Origin of the sequence: Rhizobium sp. CG4 (assembly GCF_023701965.1) — a bacterium.
Classification (GTDB): domain Bacteria; phylum Pseudomonadota; class Alphaproteobacteria; order Rhizobiales; family Rhizobiaceae; genus Agrobacterium.
The window spans coordinates 80,015-106,951 of the sequence record NZ_JABAEG010000001.1; the positions used below are offsets into that span (position 1 = coordinate 80,015).

Annotated in this window: 25 protein-coding genes; 3 read left to right on the forward strand and 22 right to left on the reverse strand. The window is 55.7% G+C overall.

Going from position 1 to position 26,937, the window contains the following annotated elements; genetic code table 11:
• Positions 1-52: 52 nt before the first annotated feature.
• The 5 genes from ntrX to dusB all read right to left on the reverse strand — a co-directional run bounded on the left by ntrX (position 53) and on the right by dusB (position 7,376).
• Positions 53-1,417, reverse strand: a complete 1,365-nt coding sequence (gene ntrX, locus HGO37_RS00410; RefSeq protein WP_192488735.1) for a nitrogen assimilation response regulator NtrX — start codon at positions 1,415-1,417, stop codon at positions 53-55.
• Complete coding sequence (locus HGO37_RS00415) at positions 1,407-3,662, reverse strand: sensor histidine kinase NtrY-like (protein WP_250981707.1); 2,256 nt, start codon at positions 3,660-3,662, stop codon at positions 1,407-1,409. Before HGO37_RS00415 ends, ntrX begins: the two co-directional genes overlap by 11 nt.
• Positions 3,663-3,796: 134 nt before the next feature.
• Complete coding sequence (gene ntrC, locus HGO37_RS00420; RefSeq protein WP_250981708.1) at positions 3,797-5,248, reverse strand: nitrogen regulation protein NR(I); 1,452 nt, start codon at positions 5,246-5,248, stop codon at positions 3,797-3,799.
• Positions 5,245-6,393 carry a two-component system sensor histidine kinase NtrB gene (locus HGO37_RS00425; RefSeq protein ID WP_192488732.1) on the reverse strand — a complete coding sequence of 383 codons (1,149 nt, stop codon included), beginning with the start codon at positions 6,391-6,393 and terminating at the stop codon, positions 5,245-5,247. Before HGO37_RS00425 ends, ntrC begins: the two co-directional genes overlap by 4 nt.
• The gene (gene dusB / locus HGO37_RS00430) at positions 6,390-7,376 is read right to left on the reverse strand and encodes a tRNA dihydrouridine synthase DusB (RefSeq protein WP_502941377.1); all 987 of its coding nucleotides are present in this window, start codon (positions 7,374-7,376) and stop codon (positions 6,390-6,392) included. The genes HGO37_RS00425 and dusB overlap by 4 nt, the downstream gene beginning before the upstream one ends.
• 316 nt (positions 7,377-7,692) lie before the next feature.
• Between dusB and HGO37_RS00435 the strand changes: the two genes are divergently transcribed.
• Positions 7,693-8,883, forward strand: a complete 1,191-nt coding sequence (locus tag HGO37_RS00435) for a bifunctional 2-C-methyl-D-erythritol 4-phosphate cytidylyltransferase/2-C-methyl-D-erythritol 2,4-cyclodiphosphate synthase (RefSeq protein WP_250981709.1) — start codon at positions 7,693-7,695, stop codon at positions 8,881-8,883.
• Positions 8,880-9,383, forward strand: a complete 504-nt coding sequence (locus HGO37_RS00440) for a CinA family protein (protein WP_250981710.1) — start codon at positions 8,880-8,882, stop codon at positions 9,381-9,383. Before HGO37_RS00435 ends, HGO37_RS00440 begins: the two co-directional genes overlap by 4 nt.
• On the opposite strand, the gene HGO37_RS00445 is transcribed toward HGO37_RS00440, so the two are convergent.
• Both HGO37_RS00445 and HGO37_RS00450 read right to left on the reverse strand, forming a co-directional pair.
• Positions 9,384-9,833: a type II toxin-antitoxin system RatA family toxin gene (locus tag HGO37_RS00445; RefSeq protein ID WP_250981711.1), complete on the reverse strand. Its 450-nt coding sequence runs from the start codon at positions 9,831-9,833 to the stop codon at positions 9,384-9,386.
• 9 nt (positions 9,834-9,842) lie between these two features.
• Positions 9,843-10,412 carry a P-loop NTPase family protein gene (locus HGO37_RS00450; protein WP_405049407.1) on the reverse strand — a complete coding sequence of 190 codons (570 nt, stop codon included), beginning with the start codon at positions 10,410-10,412 and terminating at the stop codon, positions 9,843-9,845.
• A gap of 192 nt (positions 10,413-10,604) precedes the next feature.
• Here HGO37_RS00450 and HGO37_RS00455 point away from each other — a divergent pair, with 192 nt between their 5' ends.
• The gene (locus HGO37_RS00455; RefSeq protein WP_192488726.1) at positions 10,605-10,787 is read left to right on the forward strand and encodes a hypothetical protein; all 183 of its coding nucleotides are present in this window, start codon (positions 10,605-10,607) and stop codon (positions 10,785-10,787) included.
• A gap of 113 nt (positions 10,788-10,900) precedes the next feature.
• On the opposite strand, the gene lipA is transcribed toward HGO37_RS00455, so the two are convergent.
• From lipA to HGO37_RS00530, 15 genes are all read right to left on the reverse strand, one after another.
• Entirely contained in the window at positions 10,901-11,872 is a 972-nt protein-coding gene (gene lipA / locus HGO37_RS00460; RefSeq protein WP_250981713.1) for a lipoyl synthase, read from the reverse strand.
• 132 nt (positions 11,873-12,004) lie between these two features.
• The gene (locus HGO37_RS00465) at positions 12,005-12,253 is read right to left on the reverse strand and encodes a GlsB/YeaQ/YmgE family stress response membrane protein (protein WP_192488724.1); all 249 of its coding nucleotides are present in this window, start codon (positions 12,251-12,253) and stop codon (positions 12,005-12,007) included.
• Between the two features lie 66 nt (positions 12,254-12,319).
• Entirely contained in the window at positions 12,320-13,765 is a 1,446-nt protein-coding gene (lpdA, locus tag HGO37_RS00470) for a dihydrolipoyl dehydrogenase (RefSeq protein ID WP_250981714.1), read from the reverse strand.
• Positions 13,766-13,854: 89 nt separating this feature from the next.
• Positions 13,855-14,121, reverse strand: a complete 267-nt coding sequence (locus tag HGO37_RS00475; RefSeq protein ID WP_250981715.1) for an HP1242/YdcH family protein — start codon at positions 14,119-14,121, stop codon at positions 13,855-13,857.
• Positions 14,122-14,210: 89 nt separating this feature from the next.
• The gene (locus HGO37_RS00480) at positions 14,211-14,861 is read right to left on the reverse strand and encodes an SGNH/GDSL hydrolase family protein (protein ID WP_250981716.1); all 651 of its coding nucleotides are present in this window, start codon (positions 14,859-14,861) and stop codon (positions 14,211-14,213) included.
• Positions 14,862-14,921: 60 nt separating this feature from the next.
• Complete coding sequence (locus HGO37_RS00485) at positions 14,922-16,262, reverse strand: pyruvate dehydrogenase complex dihydrolipoamide acetyltransferase (protein ID WP_250981717.1); 1,341 nt, start codon at positions 16,260-16,262, stop codon at positions 14,922-14,924.
• A 15-nt stretch (positions 16,263-16,277) separates the two neighbouring features.
• Positions 16,278-17,696, reverse strand: coding sequence for a pyruvate dehydrogenase complex E1 component subunit beta (locus HGO37_RS00490; RefSeq protein WP_250981718.1), 1,419 nt, complete (start codon positions 17,694-17,696; stop codon positions 16,278-16,280).
• A gap of 18 nt (positions 17,697-17,714) precedes the next feature.
• Positions 17,715-18,761, reverse strand: a complete 1,047-nt coding sequence (gene pdhA / locus HGO37_RS00495) for a pyruvate dehydrogenase (acetyl-transferring) E1 component subunit alpha (protein ID WP_192488718.1) — start codon at positions 18,759-18,761, stop codon at positions 17,715-17,717.
• Positions 18,762-18,912: 151 nt separating this feature from the next.
• Complete coding sequence (locus HGO37_RS00500; protein ID WP_192488887.1) at positions 18,913-19,230, reverse strand: FtsB family cell division protein; 318 nt, start codon at positions 19,228-19,230, stop codon at positions 18,913-18,915.
• Positions 19,231-19,402: 172 nt separating this feature from the next.
• The gene (eno, locus tag HGO37_RS00505) at positions 19,403-20,677 is read right to left on the reverse strand and encodes a phosphopyruvate hydratase (RefSeq protein ID WP_250981719.1); all 1,275 of its coding nucleotides are present in this window, start codon (positions 20,675-20,677) and stop codon (positions 19,403-19,405) included.
• A gap of 144 nt (positions 20,678-20,821) precedes the next feature.
• The gene (kdsA, locus tag HGO37_RS00510) at positions 20,822-21,670 is read right to left on the reverse strand and encodes a 3-deoxy-8-phosphooctulonate synthase (protein ID WP_250981720.1); all 849 of its coding nucleotides are present in this window, start codon (positions 21,668-21,670) and stop codon (positions 20,822-20,824) included.
• Positions 21,670-22,560: a VOC family protein gene (locus tag HGO37_RS00515; RefSeq protein ID WP_250981721.1), complete on the reverse strand. Its 891-nt coding sequence runs from the start codon at positions 22,558-22,560 to the stop codon at positions 21,670-21,672. The genes kdsA and HGO37_RS00515 overlap by 1 nt, the downstream gene beginning before the upstream one ends.
• Before the next feature lie 188 nt (positions 22,561-22,748).
• Positions 22,749-23,096, reverse strand: a complete 348-nt coding sequence (locus tag HGO37_RS00520) for an RcnB family protein (RefSeq protein WP_192488715.1) — start codon at positions 23,094-23,096, stop codon at positions 22,749-22,751.
• 167 nt (positions 23,097-23,263) lie between these two features.
• Positions 23,264-24,298 (reverse strand): L-glyceraldehyde 3-phosphate reductase, encoded by a 1,035-nt coding sequence (mgrA, locus tag HGO37_RS00525; protein ID WP_250981722.1) that lies wholly within the window; start codon positions 24,296-24,298, stop codon positions 23,264-23,266.
• Positions 24,299-24,451: 153 nt separating this feature from the next.
• Positions 24,452-26,902 (reverse strand): beta-mannosidase, encoded by a 2,451-nt coding sequence (locus tag HGO37_RS00530; protein ID WP_250981723.1) that lies wholly within the window; start codon positions 26,900-26,902, stop codon positions 24,452-24,454.
• Positions 26,903-26,937: the final 35 nt, after the last annotated feature.

Sequence of the window (26,937 nt, forward strand, 5' to 3'; positions counted from 1 at the left end):
GATACCTCTTCACCCGCCGAATCGACACGCAGATCGCGTGCCTTCCCGATGCTTATACGCCGAGTGATTTCAATTTGCGATGCAGTGCGGAACGCTCCATTCCGACAAATTCTGCCGTGCGGGAAATATTGCCACCGAACCGGTTGATCTGCGCCACCAGATAATCCCGCTCGAACATTTCACGCGCTTCACGCAGTGGCAGCGTCATGATGTGCTGATCGCCCTGCGCGGAAATCTTCGGCAGCATGTCGCCAATATCTGACGGCAGCATGTCGGCAGTAATCGTCGGATCACCACCTTCAGGACGCGCCAGGATCATCAACCGCTCGATATTGTTGCGCAGCTGGCGAATATTGCCGGGCCAGTCATGGCTCTGCAGCACGGCCATGGCGTCATCGCCAATCTTGCGTGAGCGAATACCGGCCTGCTCGGAAATCTGGCGAATGAACATGTCGACCAGATATGGAATATCCTCACGGCGTTCCGACAAGGCAGGTACCTTGACCGGCACCACCGCCAGACGGTGATAGAGATCTTCGCGGAAACGCCCTTCGGCAATCAGGCTTTCAAGATTATAGGCTGTCGACGAGATGATGCGGATATCCACCTTCACCCGCTTGCCGCCACCCACACGTTCAAACTGCTGATCGATCAACACGCGCAGGATCTTGTTCTGGGTTTCGCGTGGCATTTCTCCGACCTCGTCAAGGTAGAGAATACCGCGATGCGCCTCTTCCATCGCACCGATCTTGCGTGGCTGTCCCGGCTGACCTTCGGTGCCAAACAGCGCAATCTCCATGCGGTCCGGCGTAATCGTCGCGGCATTCAGCGCCACGAACGGGCCGGAAGCACGACTGGACTTCTTGTGGATCATGCGCGCCACAAGTTCCTTGCCGGAACCGGAAGGCCCAAGGATCATGATACGGCTGTTGGTCGGGGCTGTACGATCAATGGTCTGGCGCAGTTGCGATACGGCAAGCGACGCACCGATCAGTTCCGCCGCATCACCGGTGCGCTTTTTCAGTTCCTGCACTTCACGCTTCAGCTTGGAGTTTTCCAGCGCACGTTCAGCAATCAGAATAAGGCGGTCGGTCTTGAACGGCTTTTCAATGAAGTCAAACGCACCGCGCTTGATTGCGTTGACGGCCGTTTCGATATTACCGTGACCGGAAATCATCACCACCGGCAGGTCCGGGTGGCGGCTCTTGATTTCATCCAACAATGCCAGACCGTCAAGACGGCTGCCCTGCATCCAGATATCCAGAAACACCAGCCGCGGCACGCGTTCCGAAATCGCTGCAAGCGCGCTGTCGGCGTCATGCGCCATACGTGTTTCATGCCCTTCATCGGACAGAATACCCGCAACAATCTCGCGAATGTCAGCTTCGTCATCCACGACCAGAATATCAGACGCCATAGGCCACTTCCTTGTCACTTGCTGCTTCGGTCGCATCAAGATGCGGCAGAATCACTCTAATCATGGCACCATGGCCATGGTCGAAATCGGCGGGTGCATCATGCAGTTCGATCTGCCCACCATGCTCTTCAATAATCTTTTTGACGATTGCCAGACCAAGGCCGGTGCCCTTGTCCCGCATCGTCATATAGGGCTCCAGAATGCGGTGCCGATTTTCAGCCGGCAGGCCACGGCCATTGTCGATGACGTCAACCACGAAGTGATCCGTATCGAACTGGCTGCGCACCAGAACTCGGCCTTCACGACGCTCGCCGCCATCAACGTCAATAGCGTCGATTGCCTCAACGGCATTCTTGATCAGATTGCCAAAAGCCTGCCCCAGCATACGTGCATCAAACAACCCGTTCTGGGCATCTTCACCCAGTTCGGTGCTGATCTTCACGTGGCTTGCGCCAATTTCCCGCAGGAATGCCGCATCCTTCAGAATATCGCGTAGATCGGATTTTTCCTTGGTCGGCTTCGGCATGCGCGCGAACGCCGAGAACTCGTCGACCATGCGGCCGATATCGCCCACCTGGCGCACGATCGTGTCGGTACACTGGTCAAACACCTGACGATCCTCATCGGCAATCTGCTTGCCGAAGCGGCGCTTGATGCGCTCGGCAGACAGCTGGATCGGCGTCAGCGGGTTCTTGATTTCATGGGCAATACGGCGCGCCACATCCGACCAAGCGGTAGAGCGCTGCGCAATCACCAGATCGGTAATGTCATCAAGCGTAATGACATAGGCGTCACGGGCCGCTTCGCGCGTTACCTTTACGTTGAGTGCCCGTTCCTTGCCACGTCGCATGATGTTGATCTGCTTGTGGAACTCACCACGCGACCAGACGGCAGCCTCAGTCACCACCTGATCGATCTCAGGCGCTGCATCACCCAACTTCACTCCCATCAGCTTGTCGGATGGCATGGCGAGGAAATCCTCGGCCGATGGATTGGCAATGGTGATCTGCCGGTCCTCATCCACACCGATAACCGCCGCTGTCACACCTGACAGCACAGCCTCGATAAAGCGCCGGCGTGCATCGATATCGTCCTTGGCTTCGAGAATTTCGCGCTGCTGCGTGCGGATCTCCGAAATCATCTTGTTGAAGGTGCGCGACAACCTGCCAACGTCGCCGTCAACGGCGCGCACTGGCACCAACACATTCATGTTGCCGGTTGCCACACTGTCGGCCGCACCAATCAACAGGCGGATCGGCCGCACGATACGGTCGGCCACAGCAATGGCAGTCCAGATGGCGGCCAGCAGCACGATCAGCGCAAAACCGAGATAAAGAATCGCAAAGGCCACCTGCAACGAAGCGCGACCCGCCTCCATGGCTTTGTATTCATCGCGGTTTTCATCCATCAACCGCATGGCGACCATGACCTTGGGGTCAACCGCACGCACGGTATAAAGGAACGTGCCACCAATGCTGTCGAGCTTGATGATGGCGCCAACCAGGTTGGTAATGCCAGGCGGAATAAGGGTCGGTTGACCGGCAGCGGCCTTTTCCAGCGCGTCCTGCGGAATGGCTGGCAGCGGTTTTTCCGTTTCGATATTGGCTTGCACAATGGCATCGCCATCTTCACGCACCAAAAACGCGCCAAGCAGGCCACGGCCCTTGGCCTGCCGTGTCAGCAGGTCCACAAAACCGGTGCGGTCGAGATAGAAAAGAGCGCGGTTGCGCTCGAGGTCATTGGCCATGGAAAGCGTCTGCCCCTGAACATAGGAGGCATTTTCCATCATATAGGCCTGCGCCACATTGCTGGACGATTCCACGATCGACTGGGTTCTGATCGAGAACCAGCGATCAAGACCGGCATTGAGCGTGATACTGGCGAAAATCGCCACAAGAACAGCCGGTGTAATCGCCACAATCGAAAACAGCACAACGATGCGGATATGAAGGCGCGCAGCAGCGCGTCCCACCCGGCGGGCTTTCAGCAGCCGGCTGACTTCACGGCCGATCAGATACATCAGGCCAAGCACGAACAACCCGTTGATGACACCAAGGCCGATCACAACGTTGGATGTTGGCGAAATGGGGGTCAGGCCAACGAGAATAAACAGGGAGAAGATGGCGCACGAAAGCGCAGCGCCAGCCAGCAAAAGACCGGGCAACGCAAAGGATATGCGCCGGTCTTTCACACTTGCATCACTCACGTCACTGTCCGCAGCGTAGTCGGCGGCAGGTGTTCGCATTCAATTCTCCTGATTGCAGCCACTTGTCCAATGGCAGCCTGACAGCGGAATCACTCTGATGAAATTGTCCCGCGTGTTTTTCAAGCAACACAATGTGGCGAAAATGCAACGAGAATTTCGCGCCTGTCAATATCTCAGGTCGTACGCGAGCTACGATACACCGAGACACCCAGCTCACGGATTTTCTTGCGCAACGTGTTGCGGTTGAGACCGAGAAGATCGGCTGCCTTGATCTGGTTGCCCCGCGTGGCCGTTAAAGCCGCGAGAATAAGCGGATATTCCATCTCGCGCAGGACACGGTCATAGAGGCCAGCAGGCGGTAAATCGTCCCCAAAACCGGAGAAATACTCGCGCATATTTTCTTCCACGGCCTGCGAGATTGTTAGCGTACCGGTGCGGACATTCATCTTGTCCATCGGACGTTCAGGCACATCGGAATTCAATTCCGAATCGATGATCTCCTTGGTGATGACTTCCTGCGGATAAAGAGCCATCAAACGACGAATAAGGTTTTCCAGCTCGCGCACGTTGCCAGGCCAGGCATAGGCCTTCATCAGTTCCAGCGCTTCGGTTTCGAATCGCTTGCCTTCAAGTCCTTCCTTTTCACCCTGCTGGATGAAGTGGCGCACCAGATCGGCAATGTCTTCTGCACGGTCACGCAACGGCGGCAGGCGCAGCGGCACCACGTTAAGGCGGTAGTAAAGGTCTTCACGGAACAGACCCTGATTGATGGACTGTTTCAGATCCTTGTTGGTGGCAGCAACAATGCGGACATCGGTGCGGATCGGTGTACGACCGCCAACAGTGGTGTATTCGCCCTGCTGCAGCACCCGCAACAGTCGGGTCTGTGCATCCATTGGCATATCGCCAATTTCATCAAGGAACAGTGTACCGCCTTCGGCCTGCTCAAACCGGCCGGTGGAGCGGTTCTGTGCGCCGGTAAAGGCACCCTTTTCGTGGCCGAACAGTTCGGATTCAATCAGGTCACGCGGAATGGCCGCCATGTTGATCGCCACGAAAGGACCGTTGCGACGCTTGCCATAATCATGCAGCGCCCGTGCCACCAGTTCCTTGCCCGTACCGGATTCACCTGTGATCATCAGCGTCAGGTCGGTCTGCATCAGACGCGCCAGCACGCGGTAGATTTCCTGCATGGCAGCGGAGCGGCCAACCAGCGGCATGCCGTCCTGCATGTCATCATCCAGCTTGGCAGGCTTGCGCTTCGGCTCAGCCAGGGCGCGACCAATGATGGCAATCAGCTCAGTCAGGTCGAATGGCTTTGGCAGATAATCATAGGCACCCTTTTCCGACGCCTTGATGGCCGTCATGAAGGTGTTCTGCGCACTCATGACGAGCACGGGCAGTTCGGGACGAGCCTTCTTGATGCGTGGCAGCAGGTCAAATGCATTTTCGTCAGGCATTATCACGTCGGTGATAACCAGGTCCCCCTCACCTGCAGAAATCCAGCGCCACAATGTGGCGGCATTGGAAGTAATACGCACGTCATAACCGGCTCGGCTGAGAGCCTGGTTAAGCACAGTGCGGATGGCCGCGTCATCGTCGGCCACAAGGATCGTCGCTGTCATGGGGTATTTCCTGTCGGGTTCGGAATTGTACGCTCTTCCTGCGCTATTTCCGGTGAAACGGGCATGAGAACACGGAATGTTGTGCGATGGTTCTGGCTGTCGCATTCGATAATGCCGCCATGGGCACCAATCAGCTTGGCCACCAGCGCCAGACCGAGGCCGGAGCCATTGGTCTTGGTGGTAATGAACGGGTCAAAAAGATACGGCAAAAGGTCCGACGGAACGCCGGGACCATTATCCACCACACAAAACTCAAGCGGCAGCGAAATACGCTCACGCGTTCCGGCAACCGAAAGCCGGATGCCCGGACGGTAAGCTGTGGTCAGAACGATTTCGCCATCCTGCTGGTTGCCAATCGCCTCGGAGGCGTTCTTGACCAGATTGAGGAAAATCTGCACGAGCTGGTCGCGGTTGGCATAAACCGGCGGCAAGGACGGATCGTAATTTTCGCTGATCTTGATGTTGCGGGCAAAGCCCGCCTTGGCAACAGCCTTTACATGATCCAGCACCGAGTGGATGTTGACGGGAACGCGGTCCACGGGACGCTCGTCGGAAAACACTTCCATACGGTCAACCAGCGACACGATACGGTCGGTCTCGTCACAGATCAGGCGTGTCAGCGCACGGTCATCATCGGCAACCGATGTCTCGAGAAGCTGTGCTGCACCACGAATGCCCGAAAGCGGGTTCTTGATTTCGTGGGCCAGCATCGAGGCAAGGCCGGACACCGAACGGGCAGCGGCACGATGGGTCAGTTGACGGTCGATCTTGTCGGCCATCGAACGTTCCTGAAACACCACAACCACCGAGCCGGGTTCGCTGACAACCGGTGCCACGTAAAGGTCAACCAGCTTTTCCTGGCCAAGCCGCGGCGAGCTCAGGTCCACGCGGTATTCATTGACCGGCGCGCGACGTTCGCGCACCTGCTCGATCAGCGCCAGCAGCGGACTGCCGAACGGAATGAAGGTCGAGATTCGGTACCGTGCCAGATGGGCGGCACTGGCGCCAAAAAACGCTTCCGCTTCCCAGTTGGCAAAGGCGATGAATCCTTCGGCATCAACCAGAACCACCGGATTTTGCACCGCGTTGAGAACAGCCATGGCAAGCGCATTGCTGGCTGCCGGATCATGTGTCGGAACAGTCATGCTGCCTTCCTTGCAGCAAACAATGCTGCGCCTTCTTCCAGAGCAGCACGCACCATCTGCGTGACCTGCGCTGCATTTTTCGATGTCATGATCGTTGCCTTGTCCTGTCCCGCCATGTGCGGCGCGAACCTTTCCAGATACCAGCCAAGGTGTTTGCGCGCGTGGCGCAACCCTGCCTCAAGCCCATAAAACTCAAGCATCATTTCATAATGTTCAACGGCGAGGGCTGCGATATCCTGTCGCGCAGGGCCGTCATGTCCGGCAAGCACGGCTGGCAACCACGGCTGGCCCTGTGCGCCACGTCCCGCCATCACCGCATCGGCACCCGAGCGGCGCAAAATTTCCTTGGCATCTTCCACCGTCTCGACATCGCCATTGGCAATCAACGGTACGGAAATGGCATCACGAACGGCGCGAATGGCATCCCAGTCGGCCCGTCCCTCGTAAAACTGCATGCGGGTGCGGCCATGAATGGTAATCAGCTGCACGCCCGCATCCTGTGCACGCCGTGCGATCTCTGGCGCATTGAGGGCGTTCTCATCCCAGCCAAGACGCATCTTCAATGTTACTGGAACCTTGACGGCATTGACTGTCGCCTCGATCAGCGTCAGCGCATGGTCAGGGTCACGCATCAGCGCCGAGCCGGAATAACCGCCCGTCACCTTCTTGGCTGGACAGCCCATATTGATATCGACGATATCTGCGCCATTGGCTTCAACGATCTTGGCAGCCTCGGCCATCCAGTGCGCCTCACGTCCGGCCAGCTGCACCATGTGCGGCGTCATGCCTGCGTTTCTCAGCCGCGCCCAGGATTCACCACGGTTGGCCACCAGCTCGCGGCTTGCCACCATTTCCGTTACCACCAGCCCGGCACCGAAACGCCAAGCGATCTGCCGGAACGGCAGATCAGTTACCCCCGACATAGGCGCAAGGACAGCCCGGTTACGAACGGTTACGGAGCCGATATTAAAAGGCGCTGACAACTCCGGGATGGGCAATTGATGATCTTTCGTGCAGAATTATGCTTTGCATTATTTTTAGACATATATTGCGCAGTTGCCAAGCACTTTCACACGGCAATGTGCTGCTTTTATAAAGATCAGGGATTGCAGAGGCGTGATAACGACGCGCGTGATCTTAAAAACCGGGCAAATGATCGATTTACTCTCAAGCCTTTGACCAAGCAACGCCAAGGCTGCAAAAGCCTTTTGTTGTTTGGGACTCTGGACCGCTCAAGTCAACTCCTTTACGAGCAGACAGCATCTTGGATCAATTGATGAGAGAAGTGAGACAGACAGCATGAAAACCGGCGTCATTATTGTTGCCGCTGGCCGTGGCGAACGGGCAGGCTCCCCGCAGGATGGACCGAAACAATACCGGTTGATTGGAGGAAAGCCCGTCATTGAGCACACGCTTGAGGTTTTCCTGGCCTGGGCAAAATCCCCTGCCATCACCGTGGTCATTCATCCAGACGACAAGGACCTGATTGCCCCCGTGCTGCAACGCCTCGATGCAGGCGACCGCATTCGCACCGTGCTTGGTGGCGCAACCCGCCAGCAATCCGTCCTCGCTGGCCTGAAAGCCATGGCGCCGGATGACCTTAGCCACGTCATGATCCATGACGCCGTGCGGCCCTTCATCGATCACGATCTTCTGGACCGCGTGGCCAACACGCTGTCGCAAGGTGCCCAAAGCGCCCTGCCCGTGCTTGCTGTCACCGATACGCTGAAGCGTGGCTCGGCCGCCGGTTACAGCGAAGAGACCGTACCGCGCGCTGGCCTTTACGCCGCCCAGACACCGCAGGCTTTTGCCTATCAGGCAATTACGCACGCCCACGAACAGGCCGCCTCTTCCGGACGGGATGACTTTACCGACGATGCCTCGATTGCCGAATGGGCGGGGCTGCCGGTCAAGCTCGTCGAAGGGCTGGTCGACAATGTAAAACTGACTTTGAAACGGGATATCACCATGGCCGATGAAAAACTCACCCAGGCACTGCCGGATGTACGCACAGGTAACGGCTATGATGTTCATCAGCTTGAGCCAGGTGATGGCGTGACCCTGTGCGGCGTGTTCATTCCCCATGACCAGAAACTCATGGGACACTCGGATGCTGACGTTGCCCTGCACGCGCTGACCGATGCCCTGCTGGCCACCTGCGGCGCAGGCGACATCGGCGACCACTTCCCGCCATCCGATCCGCAGTGGAAGGGTGCCGCATCGCGCATCTTTCTGGAACATGCTGCCAACGTCGTGCGCGGAAATGGCGGCACCATCATGAATGCCGATGTGTCGCTAATTGCCGAAGAACCGAAGATCGGCCCGCACCGTCAGGCCATGCGCGAAATGTTGTCGGAAATTCTCGGCATCACACTGGACCGTTGCTCGGTCAAAGCCACCACCAATGAAAAGATCGGCTTTGTCGGCCGCAAGGAAGGCATTGCCGCCATTGCCACTGCGACCGTGGTCTATCAAGGCCGCCAGGCATGAGCATCTTCCCGGACGATATCGCAGCATTGGCGCAAAAGATGATCTCGCACGGCACGGCCCGCAGTGAGATGGTCTCGACAGCGGAAAGCTGCACCGGCGGCCTGATTGCCGGCGCACTGACCGAAATCGCCGGTTCATCCGCTGTGGTCGACCGGGGATTTGTCACCTACACCAACGAGGCCAAGGCCGACATGCTGGGCGTACAGGGCAAAACGCTTGAAACATTCGGCGCGGTGTCGAAAGAGACCGCATTGCAGATGGTCCAGGGTGCGCTGCTGCGCTCAAGGGCCAGCCACGCCGTGGCGGTCACCGGCATTGCCGGTCCGGGCGGCGGTTCTGACGCCAAGCCGGTTGGCCTTGTGCATCTGGCGGCGATGAGCCGCAACGGCGCGATCCTGCACCGCGAAATGCGCTACGGCGACATTGGTCGTGATCAAGTGCGTCTCGCCACCGTCAAAACGGCACTGGAAATGCTGCTGGACGTGTCCGGAGCAAAATAATCAGGTGCCGTAAATCTTGTCGGCCCGCGCCTCGAAGGCTTCGGCAAACATCCGGAAGGCCCGGTCAAACATCGTGCCCATGACGGCACTTAAAATGCGGCTTTTGAATTCGTAATCGATGAAGAAGTGAACCGAGCAACCGCCATCGTCCATTGGCTCGAAGCGCCAGCGATTATCGAGATATTTAAATGGGCCATCGAGATATTTCACATCAATGGCCAGATCATTGCCATTCAGCAGAACCTGTGTGGTGAAGGTTTCGCGGATCGCCTTGTAACCAACCGTCATATCCGCAATCAGCAGCGCCTTGCCGTCCCGTTCCTTGCGGGAACGCACGGTCAGGCCTTCGCACAGAGGCAGAAATTCGGGGTATCGCTCAACGTCGGCAACCAAAGCATACATGCGTTCTGGGGAATGCTTGACGGGGCGACTGGTTTCAAACTGCGGCATAGTCCGCAGTTAATCTGCGAGCATCAGAATATCAAGAAGCCTTTGCATGTCGCGGCGTGATTTCACCTGAAAGATCGGCACATCGGGGCCGTATCGTTCAAAATTGCGCAAGAAAGCCGGCGCGTATTTCTTCTCGAAGTTCCAGATATATTCCAGGAACTCCCCGTCCGGCAAAGGCTCCGCACAGCCATCCGCCATAGCCGGCCTGACTGTGCCATAATAACGTGCCACGCGGCGGGCAATGCCGGTCAGGCACACAAAGCGCGACATGCGCACCCAGATGACGATGTCGGTGCGTGGCAAACGAATGTCAAAGGTTGATGGATTGCTGCCATCCATCACCCAGCGATCCCGCGCAATCAGCTCTTCGAGCAATGCGTGCTGCTCAACCCTGTCCCGCTGCTGCCAACCGGGTAACCACCTGATGTCACGATCGATCGACTGATATTCCAGCCCGAATTTTGCGGCCAGCTTGAGAGAAAGCGTTGTTTTTCCGCCACCTGAGCAGCCAACCACCATGATGCGGGATGCCTGTCGAATGAGACTTGCCGCTTTTTGCGCTTCATCAATTTTCTGCATCATACCCCTCACCTCAATGCAGCTTCCCGAAATTGACTATTGCAACCATGCCTACAGGATTGCTATTGATTTGCCACAATGAGTACATCTTTTGGGTGCAAACGAGGCAAGCCTCCCAACTTGTTTCTGTATCGGACATCCGAAGAATACTTGCCTTAACAACAATTCAGGTTTGACCTGCCGAGTGAGCCGATGGACGATTTTTCAAATATCATCAACCTTCTTGAATCCGCAAAGCAACTGGCATCGATGAATGGCATGCCTGTTTTGGCCTATCTTATCGATGTTGCCAAATGTGAAGCGCGCGAGAACAAGCCGACACTTCGCAAGCGCAAGCGTGGCGAGTCTACCGCGAAAGAAGAAACCACAGCATGACGCAACAGGCTGCCGCCTGTGATGTGGCAGCCAACTGACAAGCAGAAATGCGACCCATAAAAAAAGCGCCCTTGAGGCGCTTTTTTATTGTCCTGATCAGGCCGTTGTCCCGATTATTCGGCAGCAACGAGAAGCTTCTTCTCACGTGCGGCGCGCAGACGTGCAAAGTCATCACCGGCATGGTGCGAAGAACGGGTCAGCGGGCTGGACGACACCATCAGGAACCCCTTGGTGTACGCCACAGTTTCATAGGACTTGAACTCTTCCGGTGTGACAAACTTCTCGACCTTGTGGTGCTTGCGGGTCGGCTGCAGATACTGGCCAATGGTGATGAAATCCACATCGGCAGAACGCAGGTCGTCCATGAGCTGCAGCACTTCGTTACGCTCTTCGCCAAGGCCAACCATGATGCCGGACTTGGTGAACATGGTCGGATCCAGTTCCTTCACGCGCTGCAACAGACGTACCGAATGGAAATAACGCGCACCCGGACGAACCGTCAGGTAATTGCCCGGTACGGTTTCCATATTGTGGTTGAACACGTCAGGCTTGGCCGCAACAACACGCTCCAGCGCGCCAGGCTTCTTCAGAAAGTCTGGCGTCAGGATTTCGATGGTTGTGCCAGGAGATGCCGCACGAATGGCCCAGATCACCTTTTCAAAATGTTCAGCGCCACCGTCGGCCAGATCGTCACGGTCCACGGAGGTGATAACGACGTGAGACAGGCCCATCTGCTTGACGGCCTTGCCGATGTTCTCAGGCTCGTTCTGATCAAGTGCATTCGGCTTGCCGGTCGACACGTTACAGAAAGCACAGGCACGGGTGCAGATTTCACCCATGATCATGAATGTCGCGTGTTTCTTGCTCCAGCACTCGCCAATGTTGGGACAGCCTGCTTCTTCGCACACGGTCACCAGCTTGTGAGAACGAACCAGTTCGCGGGTTTCCTGATACCCTTTCGAGGTCGGCGCCTTGACGCGAATCCACTCAGGTTTGCGCGCAACCTCGGTATCTGGCTTGTGAGCCTTTTCCGGGTGGCGAACACGCTTTTCTTCCTGCGAAGTCCTGTCGAGAATGGTGACCATGAAAACCTGCTTTCACCGAGTTTTACGGCTCATTAGAACAATTCCAGAAAAACTGTAAGGGGATTTTCTGGAAGGGCCTAAAATAATGGGTCTCAGGACACGTTGCCGTGAAACAACCTGTCCTGTCTTGATTTACCGCCGGACGATTTTGGCAACAAACAGCAACAGGCTGGCACCAAGAAACGCGGTGATGAAATAGCCCAGACGGCTATCCTGCACGAAAACATCGAACTGGCGCAGCACGGCAACAGCCACAACAGAACCGACGATACCCAGAATAATATTCATGAAAACGCCGAAGCGAATATCCATCAGCTTGCCTGCGAGCCATCCGCCCAGACCGCCAATGATAATTGCACCAATCCAGCCAACACTTTCCATGATCTACTCCGTTAAAGTTCCGCTCCCCAAAAGGGTTTACTCCAGATAGGGAGCGGCAGATTTCAATCAAGCATTCAGAACGCGACCATAGGCGTCCAGCACGCTTTCCTTCATCATTTCCGACAGGGTCGGATGTGGGAAGATCGTGTGCATCAGTTCTTCTTCTGTGGTTTCGAGGTTCATCGCCACCACGAAGCCCTGGATCAGTTCGGTCACTTCTGCACCAACCATGTGCGCGCCGATCAGCTCACCGGTCTTCTTGTCGAAGATGGTCTTGATCATGCCCTGGTCTTCACCCAGCGCGATTGCCTTGCCGTTGGCAGCGAAGGAGTAACGGCCCACGCGGATTTCGCGGCCCTGTTCTTTCGCCTTTGCTTCCGTCAGACCGACCGAAGCGACCTGCGGGTTGCAGTATGTGCAGCCTGGGATCTTGCTCTTGTCCATCGGGTGAACATTCGGCAGACCGGCAATCTTTTCAATGCAGATCACGCCTTCATGCTCGGCCTTGTGGGCGAGCATTGGAGGACCGGCAACGTCGCCAATGGCGTAAAGGCCCGGCACGTTGGTCTTGCCGTAACCGTCAATGACCACACAACCGCGATCAGTCTTCACACCCAGAGCTTCCAGACCGAGATTTTCGATGTTGCCCTGCACGCCAACAGCCGAGATCAGGCGATCAGCCGTGATCTGCTGAACCTTGCCATCCTTGGTTTCAACATGCGCCGTAATCGAGTTTGCACCCTTTTCGACCTTGGAAACCTTGGCTTCGGTGATGATCTTCAGGCCACGCTTTTCAAGCTGCTTGCGGGCGAAAGCGGAGATTTCCGCATCTTCGACCGGCATGACATTGGCCATCAGTTCGACAACGGTCACGTCAACGCCCATGGAGCGGTAGAAGGACGCAAATTCGATACCGATGGCGCCGGAGCCCATCACGACAATAGACTTCGGCATGAAGTCAGGCTTCATCGCTTCGAAATACGTCCAGATCAGCTTGCCATCCGGCTCGATGCCTGGCAGCGCACGCGGACGTGCACCTGTGGCAACGATGATGTGCTTGGCTGTGTAGGTGCCCTCACCCAGAACGCCCTTTGGAACAGGGTTTTGTGGCTGAACGGCAGGCTTGGCCGTCTTGCCAACAACGATCTCGTTTGGCTTGGTCAGCTTTGCCTCGCCCCAGATCACGTCGATCTTGTTCTTCTTCATCAGGTAGGCAACGCCGCCGTTGAGACGAGCGGAAACGCCACGCGAACGTGCAACAACTTCCTTCACGTCGGCGGTGATGGTGCCGTCCAGCTTCAGACCGTAATTCTTGGCGTGATTGGCATTATCAAGCACTTCGGCAGAGCGCAGCAGTGCCTTGGTTGGAATGCAGCCCCAGTTAAGGCAGATGCCCCCCAGATGCTCGCGCTCGACAATGGCCGTCTTCAAACCAAGCTGGGCAGCACGAATGGCAGTGACATAACCGCCGGGACCGGAACCGATAATGATGACGTCATAGGCGTTCGACATTTAGGCTATCACTCCTTGTTTCATTTTTGAGGTGGCGCGAGGCATTCGCATTCCACCCTTTTGTCGGGAGCAAAGCCTGGGCTTGAAGCCTATTGTCCGAAATCTTCCGGTATTGGCTCGGCCGCTGTCAGCATCCCGTATATTTCGTCTTTCAGGACCATTCTGCGCTTGCGCATATCGGCCATATGAAAATCATCGCATGGCTCGATATCTGTCTCCGCCCGGTGAATCTTCTGGTTCAGCACCTCGTAAGCGGCGCTGATCCTATGAAAGTGTCCGTCACGCTCGCGCAGATGGCGAATGAGGCTGACATATTCAGCAAATTCCTCGGGCAGTTGGTGCGGTGTGTTCGACATGCCGTAACCTCCGTTTCGCGGTTGATACGGTCAGGCTAGACGCCCGCTGCATTCGCTCCTTGATCCTGATCAAAACCCGTCAAATTGCATTACAATCCAAGCATCATGCGCACGACCGGCTCCAAGCCGCGACCAAGCGCACAGGTATTTTCTGCGTCCAGATGCACGCCATCAATTGGTGTGGCAACAGAGACCGAACCGGCGTCAAAGAAGCCGCATTCCTTCTCGTCCGCCAGATCGCGGTAAAGCGAGGCCAGCATCTTGGATTCCTCAACTGCACCTGCATACATTGCCGCGAAATAGGAATTTGCGGTTTCGCAGATCAGTGGCGGTGCAACGATTAGAATTTCCGGTTGCTCGTCCGAGCCGAAATGCCATTCGTGACGGCGCACCAGGCTGACAAGCCTTTTAACGCCGCTTGTCGCAGCAACGGCAAAACCGCCGCCAGCAAGGCCACGTTTCAAATCGTTGGTGCCAAGCATGATGATGACGAGGTCAAGCGGACCATGGCTGTGCAACAGCGTTGGCAAGGTGCGTGCACCATTGCGATCAAAGTCAGACAGGTTATCGTCATAAACAGTGGTACGGCCGTTCAGGCCTTCCGCGATGACAACAACGTCATTACCCAATGCCTTTTGCAAGACAGTCGGCCAACGATCATCAATCGCATGACGCCCCATATTGGCGGCGTCATAACCCCATGTCAGACTATCGCCATAGCAAAGAACAGTCTTCGTCACGTGCAGCTCCTGAATACAGCGAGCCGAAAACCATATGCGGTTTTCGGCTCTGCTCTTTTCTTAAACCAGCATGCCCATCGGGTTTTCGATGTAGCGTTTGAAAGCACCGAGAAGTTCAGCACCCAACGCGCCATCAACGCAACGGTGGTCAGTGGACAGTGTGACCGTCATGACATTGGCGATCTTGATCTCGCCATTCTTGACAACCGCACGCTGTTCACCGGCACCAACAGCCAGAATGGTGGCATGTGGTGGGTTCACAACAGCCGAGAAGCTCTTCACGCCCATCATGCCCATGTTGGACACGGCAGTCGTTCCGCCCTGATATTCTTCAGGCTTCAGCTTGCGCTCCTTGGCGCGCTTGCCGAGATCCTTCATCTCGTTGGAGATGGCAGACAGCGACTTGAGCTCAGCCTGACGAACGATCGGGGTGATCAGACCACCAGGGATCGACACAGCAACGCCAACATCAGCATGCTTGTGCTTGACCATGTTGGTTTCGGTCCAGGATACGTTGGCATCCGGAACGTCACGCAGGGCAAGGGCAAGCGCCTTGATGACCATGTCATTGACCGACAGCTTGTAGGCCGGCTTGCCATCCTTTTCAGGGGAAGCAGCGTTGAGCTGTGCGCGCAGTGCCATCAGGGCATCCAGTTCGCAATCCACGGAAACGTAGAAATGCGGAATGGTCTGCTTGGATTCCTGCAGGCGCTTGGCAATGGTCTTGCGCATGCCGTCATGTGGCACAAGTTCGTAAGAACCCTGCTCGAACAGCTTGAGAACAGCCTCTTCGCTCATGCCCTTTGCAGCAGCAGGTGCCGAAGCAGCAGCAGCAGTGGTTGCCGGAGCAGCCTTTGCACCACCGGACGCAACGGTCTTTTCAATGTCAGACTTCACGATACGGCCACGTGGACCGGAACCGGAAACCGCAGACAGATCAAGACCAGCTTCCTTGGCCAGACGGCGTGCAAGTGGCGACGCAAAAACGCGTTCGCCAGACTGTTCAGCCTTAGCAGCAGGTGCCGGTGCCGCAGCAGGTGCAGCGTTAGCGGCAGGAGCAGGTGCAGCCTTGGATTTTTCTTCCTTCGGTGCTTCTGCCTTTGCCTCAGCCTTGGCCGGGGCAGCATCGCCACCCTTGGCCGCAGCCGCTACATCTTCACCTTCTTCGGCAAGAATGGCGATCAGTGCGTTGACCTTGACCGCATCGGTTCCAGCTGGAACCACGATCTTGGCAACAACGCCTTCATCGACAGCTTCCACTTCCATGGTTGCCTTGTCGGTTTCGATTTCGGCAATCACGTCGCCGGGAGCAACCTTGTCGCCTTCCTTGACCAGCCACTTGGCGAGATTACCCTCTTCCATCGTGGGAGACAGGGCAGGCATTGTAATGTTGATAGGCATCGAAACGCCCTCCCCTTATTTGTAGCAGACGGTTTTGACGGCCTGTACGACTTCATCCACGTTCGGCAGAGCCAGCTTCTCGAGATTTGCCGCGTAAGGCATTGGAACATCCTTACCGGTAATCGACAGGATCGGCGCATCCAGATAGTCAAATGCAGCGCGCTGAACCTGGTTGGCAATGAAGTCACCAACCGATGACTGCGGGAAGCCTTCTTCAACAGTTACCAGACGGCCGGTCTTCTTGACGGACTCAATAACGGCAGGAAGGTCCATCGGACGGATGGTGCGCAGGTCGATCAGTTCGACATCGATGCCGAGCTTTTCGAGTTCGGCAACAGCCTTGACCGCATAGGTCATGCCGATACCGAAGGAAACGATGGTCGCATCCTTGCCCTGGCGGTGAATGCGTGCCTTGCCGATTGGCAGCACGAAATCATCCAGCTTCGGAACATCGAAGCTCTGACCGTACAGGATTTCGTTTTCAAGGAAGATAACCGGGTTCGGATCGCGGATAGCAGCCTTGAGCAGACCCTTGGCGTCAGCAGCCGTGTACGGCATGACGACCTTGAGGCCCGGAATGTGGCTGTACCAGGCGGCATAGCACTGCGAGTGCTGTGCACCAACGCGCGCAGCAGCGCCCGACGGACCACGGAACACCATTGGCGCACCCATCTGACCACCAGACATATACAGCGTCTTGGCAGCAGAGTTAACGATCTGGTCAATGGCCTGCATCGCGAAGTTGAAGGTCATGAACTCGACGATTGGCTTCAGGCCAGTCATCGCAGCGCCGACGCCGATACCGGCAAAGCCGTGTTCGGTGATTGGCGTATCGATAACGCGCTTTGCACCAAACTCCTGCAGAAGACCCTGGGTGATCTTGTAGGCACCCTGGTATTCGGCAACTTCTTCACCCATGACGAAGACTTTTTCGTCAGAGCGCATTTCTTCAGCCATCGCGTCACGAAGAGCTTCGCGAACAGTGGTGGACACAAATTCTGTACCAGCCGGAATATCCGGATCAGCAGCAACTTCGATCTTCGGAGCAGCAGGAACCTTGGCAGCTTCTTTGGAAGCGGATGGCTCTTCACTTGCTTCGCGTGCCTTGCCGCCAGCAGCGTCAGAGGCAGCAGCCTCAGCCTTCGGCTCTTCCTTCTTCGGTGCTGAAGAAGAAATGGCGTCAGCGCTTTCGCCATCCTGCAGCAGAACTGCAATGGCCGTGTTGACCTTGACGTTTTCAGTGCCGGCATCGATCAGGATCTTGCCGATAACACCTTCGTCAACAGCTTCCACTTCCATGGTTGCCTTGTCGGTCTCGATTTCAGCGATCACGTCACCGGAGGTAACCTTGTCGCCTTCTTTCTTGAGCCACTTGGAAAGCGTGCCTTCCTCCATGGTCGGGGAAAGTGCAGGCATAAGAATTTCAATAGGCATGGATTCTTTCTCCCCGGATCAGAGCAGAATATCGGTGTAGAGCTCGGATACATCCGGCTCCGGATCGTTCTGGGCGAAGTCGGCGCTGTCGGCAACGACGTCACGGACATCCTTGTCGATAGCCTTGAGTTCGTCTTCGCTTGCCCAACCCTTTTCAAGGAGGCGTGCCTTGACCTGTTCGATCGGATCCTGCTCGGAGCGCATCTTCTGCACTTCTTCCTTGGAGCGATACTTTGCAGGGTCAGACATCGAGTGACCACGGTAACGGTAGGTCAGCATTTCAAGAATGATCGGACCCTTGCCGGAGCGGCAATGTTCAAGCGCTTCGTCAGCTGCAGCCTTCACGGCGCGAACATCCATGCCGTCAACCTGGATACCAGGGATACCGAAAGATTCACCGCGCAGCGAGTAGTTGGACTGCGCCGTTGCACGGGCAGTCGATGTACCCATGGCGTAACGGTTGTTTTCCACGATGTAGACGATAGGGAGTTTCCACAGAGCTGCCATGTTGAAGCTCTCGTAAACCTGACCCTGGTTGGCAGCGCCGTCACCGAAATAGGTCACGGAAACATTGCCATTGCCACGGTAGTGGTTTGCAAAAGCAAGGCCAGTGCCGAGCGAAACCTGCGCACCAACGATACCATGGCCACCGTAGAAATGCTTTTCCTTGGAGAACATGTGCATGGAGCCGCCCTTACCCTTGGACAGACCACCACGACGGCCGGTGAGTTCGGCCATAACGCCACGGGCACTCATGCCAGCTGCCAGCATGTGGCCGTGGTCACGGTAAGCGGTGATAACCTGGTCGCCTTCCTGCTGGGACATCTGCATGCCGACAACGACAGCTTCCTGACCGATGTAAAGGTGACAGAAGCCGCCGATGAAGCCCATACCGTAAAGCTGGCCAGCCTTTTCTTCGAAACGGCGAATCAGCAACATTTCCTTGTAGGCATGAAGCTCTTCGTCTTTGCCGAATTCGGCTGCATTTTTTCCGGTGAAGTCCTTTGCGGCGGCTTTCGCCGTCGTCTTACGGCCGGATACGGACGCGGTTTTACGTGGCGCCATTGATCCCTCCCTGAGTTGCCGGTTGCTTGTTCATATGGCGCGTACAATATGCAAGAAAGCGCGCCACAGCAATGCCATAAATGCATGGCTCGTATTCAAATTAAATAGCTGATTTTCAACAGAAAAAGTTGATTAACTTGAATTGAGTTAATCAAAAATATCCATTCAGGATGACAATTTCGTCGGTGCGGGACACATTCAGTTGATAGCGCGCAATTTCGTCAATCATGTCCCGCTCAAGCGAACCATCGCTCAATGCTTCAACCTGACGTTCAAGGGCAACACGGGTTTCGGTCAAGCGTGAAAGCTCACCGCTTCTGGCCAGGCGCTGGCGTTCAAAACGCTCGGTCGCAATCAGTCCATATTCACCGTGGATGCAGTGGTAGCCAAAATAAGAGAGAAAAGCGACTGTGATAGCGGGCACGACGAAACGCCCGAATTTTCTTTTCTTGTGATGTCGTGTCCACATTCCGGAAAAAGCCTTGAAACGCATTACCTTTTCGCAACAGTAACGCGGATTGCTTAACCATCCGTTGACCATAGAGCCGAGTTTGGCCTGATATTTTCAAGCCAGACGGGAACAAAAAAGCCCGCACCAGAAGGCACGGGCTTTTTAAAAATCATGTCACCAGACGCAGATATTAACCGCGCAGGATCGAACGACCTGCGTAGGTCGCCTGTGGACCGAGCATTTCTTCAATGCGGATCAACTGGTTGTACTTGGCAAGACGGTCGGAGCGCGACAGCGAACCGGTCTTGATCTGACCGCAGTTGGTGGCAACTGCGAGATCGGCAATGGTCGAATCTTCGGTTTCACCGGAGCGGTGAGACATCACAGCCGTGTAACCGGCCTTGTGTGCAGTCTCGACAGCGTCGAGCGTCTCGGATAGCGAACCGATCTGGTTGACCTTGACGAGGATCGAGTTGGCAACGCCCATCTTGATACCGTCACGCAGGCGCGCAGAGTTGGTCACGAACAGATCGTCGCCAACCAGCTGAACCTTGGAGCCGATCTTGTCGGTCAGGTACTTCCAGCCATCCCAGTCGTCTTCAGCCATGCCGTCTTCGATCGAGATGATCGGGTACTTGGCAGCCAGTTCAGCGAGATAATCAGCCATGGCTTCCGGCTCGAGCGTGCGGCCTTCGCCTTCCATCTCGTATTTGCCGTTCTTGAAGAATTCGGTCGATGCACAATCCAGGCCGAGGAAAACGTCGTCGCCCGGCGTATAGCCAGCCTTTTCAACCGACTTCATGATGAAATCGAGAGCTTCAGGCGCGCTCTTGAGGCCCGGTGCGAAACCGCCTTCGTCACCAACGTTGGTGTTGTGGCCCTGTGCTGCCAGTTCCTTTTTCAGAACGTGGAAGATTTCTGCGCCCATACGGACGGAATCACGAATGTTATCGGCGCCGACTGGCAGAATCATGAATTCCTGGAAGTCGATTGGGTTGTCGGCATGTGCGCCGCCATTGATGATGTTCATCATTGGCACCGGCAGAACATGGGCATTCGGGCCGCCAACGTAACGGTACAGCGGCAGGCCGGACGATTCGGCAGCAGCCTTTGCAATCGCCAGCGAAACGCCGAGAATGGCGTTGGCGCCGAGGCGCGATTTGTTCGGTGTGCCATCGAGAGCGATCATCATCTGGTCGATCTGGATCTGGTTTTCGGCGTCGAAACCGCCAATAGCATCAAAGATTTCGCCATTGACTGCATCAACAGCCTTTTCAACACCCTTGCCCAGGTAACGCTTGCCGCCATCACGCAGTTCTACAGCTTCGTGTGCACCTGTCGAGGCGCCCGACGGAACAGCAGCGCGGCCCATGGAGCCGTCTTCGAGGTAAACATCGACCTCAACGGTCGGGTTACCACGGCTGTCGAGAATTTCACGTGCAATGATATCGGTAATAGCGGTCATGGTCTCTCCCTTGGGAATGGAACAGTCGTTCTGAGCCTGTCTTAGCGGATGGGCAAGAAATTACAATGACGGCAATCCCGTTGAGGGACGCCGCCACGCAATTAAGCTCAATTTTAAGTTAAAGTGCAGCAAAAGCTGGGCATATCAGGCCTTTGCGATAGCATCGAAGGCCAGAAGCTTTTCCAGCAGACGTGGCATATCCTTCAGATGCACCATGTTCGGGCCGTCGGACGGCGCATTATCTGGGTCTTCATGGGTTTCAATGAACACGCCGGCAACACCAACGGCAATCGCCGCACGCGCCAGTGTTTCCACGAATTCACGCTGGCCACCGGTGGAGCCACCCTGCCCGCCCGGCTGCTGCACGGAGTGAGTCGCATCAAAGATAACAGGTGCGCCAAGCGATGCCATGATTGGCAGCGAGCGCATGTCTGACACCAGCGTGTTGTAACCGAACGACGCACCGCGTTCACACAACATCACATTGGGGTTGCCGCTTTCATTCAGCTTGGACAGAACATTCTTCATGTCCCAAGGCGCAAGGAACTGGCCCTTCTTGACGTTGACGACACGGCCGGTCTTGGCGGCCGCCACCAGCAGGTCCGTCTGGCGGCTAAGGAAAGCAGGTATCTGCAGCACATCGACAACAGGTGCCACGATGGCGCATTGTTCTTCGGTGTGGATATCGGTCAAAACAGGAAAGCCGAATTCTTTTTTCAGGTCGGCAAACACGTCGAGTGCCTTATCAAGGCCGATGCCGCGCTTGCCAGACAGCGATGTGCGGTTGGCCTTGTCGAAGGACGACTTGTAGACAAGACCGAGACCGAGCTTGGCGCACAGTTCTTTCAGCGTACCGGCAATCATGAAGGCATGATCGCGGCTTTCCATTTGGCACGGACCGGCAATCAGCGAGAATTGTTTGGTGTTGCAAAACACCACCTGTCCCGCACCTTCACCAGCAACCACGTCCAGATTATTTTTCATGACAGACATTACTCCTCGAACGCAAAAAATGCGCCTTGTCCAGAAGCAGGCGCTACCGTTATGCGGCCGCCCGTACGTGTAGATGCCACGCCATTAGCAGCAAGAAGCGACTCTGTCACGGCAAGATCGGCAACTGTGTAGACGATACCGGCACCGTATAATTCATGGGGAATGACAACATCCTCCATTCCCGGCAGCGCCTGTGCCACTTCGGTGGTAAGAATGGTGATGCGGGCATTGCGTGTTTCAAACGTCACGCCGTCAGCAAGCAGCTGTGGAGGTTTGCCAAAAACCGCGGTGATCAGGTCAGCATAGTCAGCCGGCCGTTTGGCGGACAAAATGATCGTACCAATGCCGCTCACGCCATTGGCATGTTTTTCAAGGGCGGAACGATCGACCGGCAAGGCGACCAGCCGCTGGCAGGAAAACAGGAAAAATGCCCGCATGCGCGCTTCAGCGGCAAAAGACAACAGGAAACGTCCCTCACCTGTCGTACCGTCAGGCTTTTTCATCGGTCGTGAAAATTGCAGCATGCTGCCAGCGGACATGTGGCGCGCCTCAAACCGGGCGTGGTCACTCACCGCATCGGAGGTCTTGGCAACAATGGCGCTGAAACCTTCTGCACCACGGGCGGCGCGAAACAGCTGGTCGCGCCGGGTAAAACTGTTGGTCGCATCAATAGAGGATTTGTAGACCGCCTTGTCGCCGATCGCCAGCGGCTCAAGGTAGGTACCATCAGAGAAAAACACACAGGCATTTTCGGTGCCGAACGGATGTCGGGCATCCGCAGCAACGGTAAAACCAAGCGACACCAAACGGTCGCGCGTCGACTCCAGGCCGGAAACCGGCAACACCAGATGGTCGACAGACTGCGTAATCGCAGAATCAGCAGAAAACACGGCATCTCCTAAATTTAAAAAGGGAGAGATCAATTAACTGCCAAGATAGAATACCCATTGGCGACATTTGTATGAACACGTGCTGCGCGCATATCATCGCGTTTCGATTATTTGTGCAATGCAGGAATAACAAAATCCCCGACGCAGGCGCATCGGGGATCCAAAACTGTCAGATTTGTGCGGACCAATCAGCGCGCAGCCGACAGACCAACGATCAGGCCGGTCAATGCATTGACCAGAAGGAACTGGTTATCAACCCGTACCCAGCGCTCGTTTCTCTTTGGCTCGCGCAACTTGTAACGGCGGTATTCGCGCTGGTCGATGTAATGGTTGCGCTGTGCAGACGAGAGCCGCTCGCCACGCTTCCAGTTGCGCTTCTTGACGATGACCTTCTTTTCAACGTGCCGTTCAATGACCACACGCTCATTGCGGCCACGGTCATGACGGGGACCATTGTCGTAACGGCTCTGTGCCTCGGCAGCCAAAGGAGCGGCCAATACAGTAGCGGCAAGAAGCGTAGCAAAAAGTTTTTTCATTGGGGTTTCCTCAGCGTTTCGATGGTTCGAACCTAAGACCCCAAGGATGAATGAAAACTGAATTTTAAATTACATTTTAGTAATGGTTATTAACACTTGAGAACCATTCCTCAAGCATTGATTGATGTGAAACCGCCCGGATCTCAATGCCCGGGCGTATCCATGACTTACTTCTTCAACTCAGCAGATTTGGCCCAAAGGTTGATATCTGCTTCCTTGGCGTGGCCGTCGATGAACGCCAGTTCTTCCGCCGTGAAATCCGGTTTGTCGAGCGCCTTGACGCAATCGATAACCTGTTCCGGCTTGCTGGCGCCAATCAGTGCCGAGGTGATGCGGCCGTTGCGCAGCACCCAGGCAATGGCCATTTGCGCCAGTGTCTGGCCACGCTTTTCAGCCAGCGAATTGAGCGCACGGATATTCTCGACATTCTTGTCGTTGAGGAACTTCGGGTTCAACGACTTGCCCTGTGCTGCACGGCTGCTGTCTGGAATGCCACCGAGATATTTGGTGGTCAGCATGCCCTGCGCCAGCGGCGAGAACACGATGGAGCCAATGCCCAGCTCTTCCAGCGTATCGACCAGACCATCCTCTTCAATCCAGCGGTTGAGCATAGAGTAGCTCGGCTGGTGAATAATGCATGGCGTGCCGAGATCCTTCAGGATCGCAGCCGCTTCGCGGGTACGCTTGGAATTGTAGGACGAGATGCCGACATAAAGCGCGCGGCCGGAGCGCACGATATGATCAAGCGCACCACAGGTTTCCTCAAGCGGTGTATCCGGGTCAAAACGGTGGGAATAGAAAATATCCACATAATCGAGACCCATGCGCTTCAGGCTCTGGTCGCAGGACGAAATCAGATATTTGCGGCTGCCCCACTCACCGTAAGGACCCGGCCACATGTTGTAACCGGCCTTGGACGAGATAATGAGCTCATCACGGTAACCGGCGAAATCAGCTTTTAGGATTTCACCAAATGCCGTTTCGGCGCTGCCGGGAGGCGGGCCGTAATTGTTGGCCAGGTCGAAATGGGTAATGCCCAGATCGAACGCCGTGCGGCAGATATCCTGCTTGGTCGAATGTGGGGTATCGTTACCGAAATTATGCCACAGGCCGAGCGAAATGGCCGGTAATTTCAATCCGGTCTTGCCGCAATGATTGTATTTCATGGTTGCATAACGGTTTTCAGCCGGTTGCCAGGCCATGTGCCTCTCCTCCTCTAATTTTCGGTAATCGCCCCCTGTTTAGAAGATGGTCGGGGGCGTCATGAAAATGAACCGATACAAACAGGCATCGGCTCACCAAGTGCAGACTAGTCACAGGCCGTTTTCATTTCAACCTGTGGCGAAAAATTGCTTTCATCCGTAGCTGGAATAGAGATCATAAATGCGGAATTGCGGGGTGGAATTATCCTCGCTTTTCCGGGTTGGCGTGAAGATGATCTTGCGCACTTCGCTGGCAGAGAGATCAAACACATTGTCCGAATAACGGCCCGGCACATCGCTTTCCAGCATCACGAACAATGCAAGACCACTGGCCCTCACGCTGATTTCCACCTGACCACTGGCCAGTGTCGCCGTTTCAATTTCCAGCCCGGCCGGTCTGAAATCCAGCATCTTGTAGGTATCAGGCACATGATGCCCCTCGCCCGTCATGCCGTTGGAGGCAATGAAATCCCAGACCAGAATGGCATCGGCCGGAATATCGGACAGTTTCACCTCAAGCAGTGTCGCGGCAGCATTAGTGCCGCATTCACCATTGGCAGAGCGCAGTGGAATGCGTTCGCCATCCAGTCCCATGACATAGACATTCATGTCGATAGCAACATTCTCCGTGGTGTCATTGACCATCGAGAACGCAAGCGTCTGGCAATCATCTCCGGGAATGGCAGCCACCGATACCGGCTGGAAAAACCGTCGGGCCAGATAGTGCAGCGCCTTCCAGCTGCCACCATAATCAAGGCTCGACCATGAGGCCACCGGCCATGTGTCATTCAGCTGCCAGTACAATGTCCCCATGCAGTGAGGTTTCAGCGAACGCCAGAATTCAACGGCGGTCTTGATGGCAAGCGCCTGCTGCACTTGGCTAAGATAAACGAAGTTGTCGAAATTCCCAGGGAAGCGGAAGTAGCGGAACATGGTGCCTGCAATCCGCTCATTGCCCCCGACATTCTTCTGGTGATGCTCAATGACAGGCGAAGAGATATTCATGTCCTTGTCATCGGCGTAACTGCGGATGACATTCATCGACGTATAGGACTGGAAACCGAATTCCGAGCAGAAGCGCGGACGGATCGACCGGTAATTGTCGAAGGATTTGTTCTCGTGCCATACCGACCAGTAATGCATGTCGCCGGAACCATCGGCGTGCCATGCATCACCATAATCGAGATAGCCGGATGCCGGGCTGGATGGCCACCAGATTGCCTCCGGCGCAGCTTTCTTCAAGGCGGTCTCGATGGTGCGGTTCAGCCGGTCATAGGCAACCAGATACCGGTCGCGGTTTTCCAGCGGCTCCTTGAACCATGTCAGCGCGCCGACCAGCTCATTGTCGCCACACCACAAAACAATGGAGGGATGTGATGACAGGCGGCGCACCTGATAATCGACTTCCTTGTCGACATTTTCGAGGAAATCGTCGGTGCATGGGTAAAGGTTGCAGGAGAACATGAAGTCCTGCCACACCATAAGTCCAAGCCGGTCGCACAGATCGTAGAACCAGTCCGCCTCGTAAAATCCGCCGCCCCAGACACGGATCATGTTCATGTTGGCCTCAACGGCCGAGCATAACAAATCTTCTGTCTTGTCATGCGATGTCAGCGAAAACAGCGCGTCGGCCGGTATCCAGTTGGCACCTCGGCAGAAAATCTCACGGCCATTGATGCGGAAGGCAAACCGGCTGCCCGCCTCATCCTTGTCGGTCAGCAATTCCACTGTGCGCAAACCAATTTGCCTGACAATAGTCTCGTCGGGCAGTTCAACCTTCAACTCGTAAAGCGCCTGTTCGCCACTGCCCGCTGGCCACCACAGCTTGGGATTCTCGACATGGAACACATGCCGCACCACGGTCTCGCCAGCTGAAACGCCAATATCCAGACGCAACCTGTCATCACCCAGTGACAGATGCAGCGGCACGATCACTGGTTCTGCCGCAAACAATGTTACCGCCACATGCACCTCAACGCCGCTATCGACATGCAACTGGTGTGTCACGACATGTTCGACACGCGCGCTTTCCAGCTTTTTCAGCGCAATCGTGCCGTAGCAACCCAAAGGTGCAATGGCGAGGTTCCAGTCCCAGCCGAAATGCGATTGCGGTTTGCGCAGCATGTTGCCATTGGCAATCGGCGAATTGCCAGTGTGATACGGCACGTAAAACGGCTGTTTGGCCTGCCGTTCCTCACCTGCCCGGATGCTGGAATGGAAATGAATACGAATGACATTTTCACCCTGCTGCAATGCCTTTGAGACATCCGGCCGATACCGGCGGAAACAATTGTCGGCACTCAGCACCGGTGCATCATTCAAAAACACCACGGCCACCGTATCGAGATTATCGATATCCAGATACCAGGATGCATCCACCTCATTGATGGTAAAACGACGCTCCACAATCCAGTCCTGCTGCGCCACCCATTGCACGTCATTTTCGTTGCGGCCACGATACGGGTCAGGAATGAGATCGGCCGCAAGCAGTGCAGAATGGACGTCTCCCGGCAAGCTCATGATCGTCTTGTGGGCGCCATCAGCGGAGGTAAGAGACCACTCGCCGGAAAGATCGATCATGTTTGCGGATTCGTGCGAAGTCATGGGAAGTCCTGTACTAGAATCATCAACGGATGGCC

Excerpts from the sequence above, each read along its gene's own strand:
- HGO37_RS00450 (WP_405049407.1), bottom strand. The coding sequence starts at position 10,412 with ATGCAGAAAATTGATGAAGCGCAAAAAGCGGCAAGTCTCATTCGACAG.
- kdsA (WP_250981720.1), bottom strand. The coding sequence starts at position 21,670 with ATGTCTGTCATGAAAAATAATCTGGACGTGGTTGCTGGTGAAGGTGCG.
- HGO37_RS00530 (WP_250981723.1), bottom strand. The coding sequence starts at position 26,902 with ATGACTTCGCACGAATCCGCAAACATGATCGATCTTTCCGGCGAGTGG.
- eno (WP_250981719.1), bottom strand. The coding sequence starts at position 20,677 with ATGACCGCTATTACCGATATCATTGCACGTGAAATTCTCGACAGCCGT.
- pdhA (WP_192488718.1), bottom strand. The coding sequence starts at position 18,761 with ATGGCGCCACGTAAAACCGCGTCCGTATCCGGCCGTAAGACGACGGCG.
- ntrC (WP_250981708.1), bottom strand. The coding sequence starts at position 5,248 with ATGACAGCGACGATCCTTGTGGCCGACGATGACGCGGCCATCCGCACT.
- lipA (WP_250981713.1), bottom strand. The coding sequence starts at position 11,872 with ATGGTCACCATTCTCGACAGGACTTCGCAGGAAGAAAAGCGTGTTCGC.
- ntrX (WP_192488735.1), bottom strand. The coding sequence starts at position 1,417 with ATGGCGTCTGATATTCTGGTCGTGGATGACGAAGCTGACATTCGCGAG.
- HGO37_RS00485 (WP_250981717.1), bottom strand. The coding sequence starts at position 16,262 with ATGCCTATCAACATTACAATGCCTGCCCTGTCTCCCACGATGGAAGAG.
- HGO37_RS00500 (WP_192488887.1), bottom strand. The coding sequence starts at position 19,230 with ATGTGGACACGACATCACAAGAAAAGAAAATTCGGGCGTTTCGTCGTG.
- HGO37_RS00445 (WP_250981711.1), bottom strand. The coding sequence starts at position 9,833 with ATGCCGCAGTTTGAAACCAGTCGCCCCGTCAAGCATTCCCCAGAACGC.
- HGO37_RS00435 (WP_250981709.1), top strand. The coding sequence starts at position 7,693 with ATGAAAACCGGCGTCATTATTGTTGCCGCTGGCCGTGGCGAACGGGCA.
- HGO37_RS00475 (WP_250981715.1), bottom strand. The coding sequence starts at position 14,121 with ATGTCGAACACACCGCACCAACTGCCCGAGGAATTTGCTGAATATGTC.
- mgrA (WP_250981722.1), bottom strand. The coding sequence starts at position 24,298 with ATGGCCTGGCAACCGGCTGAAAACCGTTATGCAACCATGAAATACAAT.
- HGO37_RS00455 (WP_192488726.1), top strand. The coding sequence starts at position 10,605 with ATGGACGATTTTTCAAATATCATCAACCTTCTTGAATCCGCAAAGCAA.
- HGO37_RS00425 (WP_192488732.1), bottom strand. The coding sequence starts at position 6,393 with ATGACTGTTCCGACACATGATCCGGCAGCCAGCAATGCGCTTGCCATG.
- HGO37_RS00440 (WP_250981710.1), top strand. The coding sequence starts at position 8,880 with ATGAGCATCTTCCCGGACGATATCGCAGCATTGGCGCAAAAGATGATC.
- HGO37_RS00490 (WP_250981718.1), bottom strand. The coding sequence starts at position 17,696 with ATGCCTATTGAAATTCTTATGCCTGCACTTTCCCCGACCATGGAGGAA.
- lpdA (WP_250981714.1), bottom strand. The coding sequence starts at position 13,765 with ATGTCGAACGCCTATGACGTCATCATTATCGGTTCCGGTCCCGGCGGT.
- HGO37_RS00520 (WP_192488715.1), bottom strand. The coding sequence starts at position 23,096 with ATGAAAAAACTTTTTGCTACGCTTCTTGCCGCTACTGTATTGGCCGCT.
- HGO37_RS00415 (WP_250981707.1), bottom strand. The coding sequence starts at position 3,662 with ATGCGAACACCTGCCGCCGACTACGCTGCGGACAGTGACGTGAGTGAT.
- HGO37_RS00465 (WP_192488724.1), bottom strand. The coding sequence starts at position 12,253 with ATGGAAAGTGTTGGCTGGATTGGTGCAATTATCATTGGCGGTCTGGGC.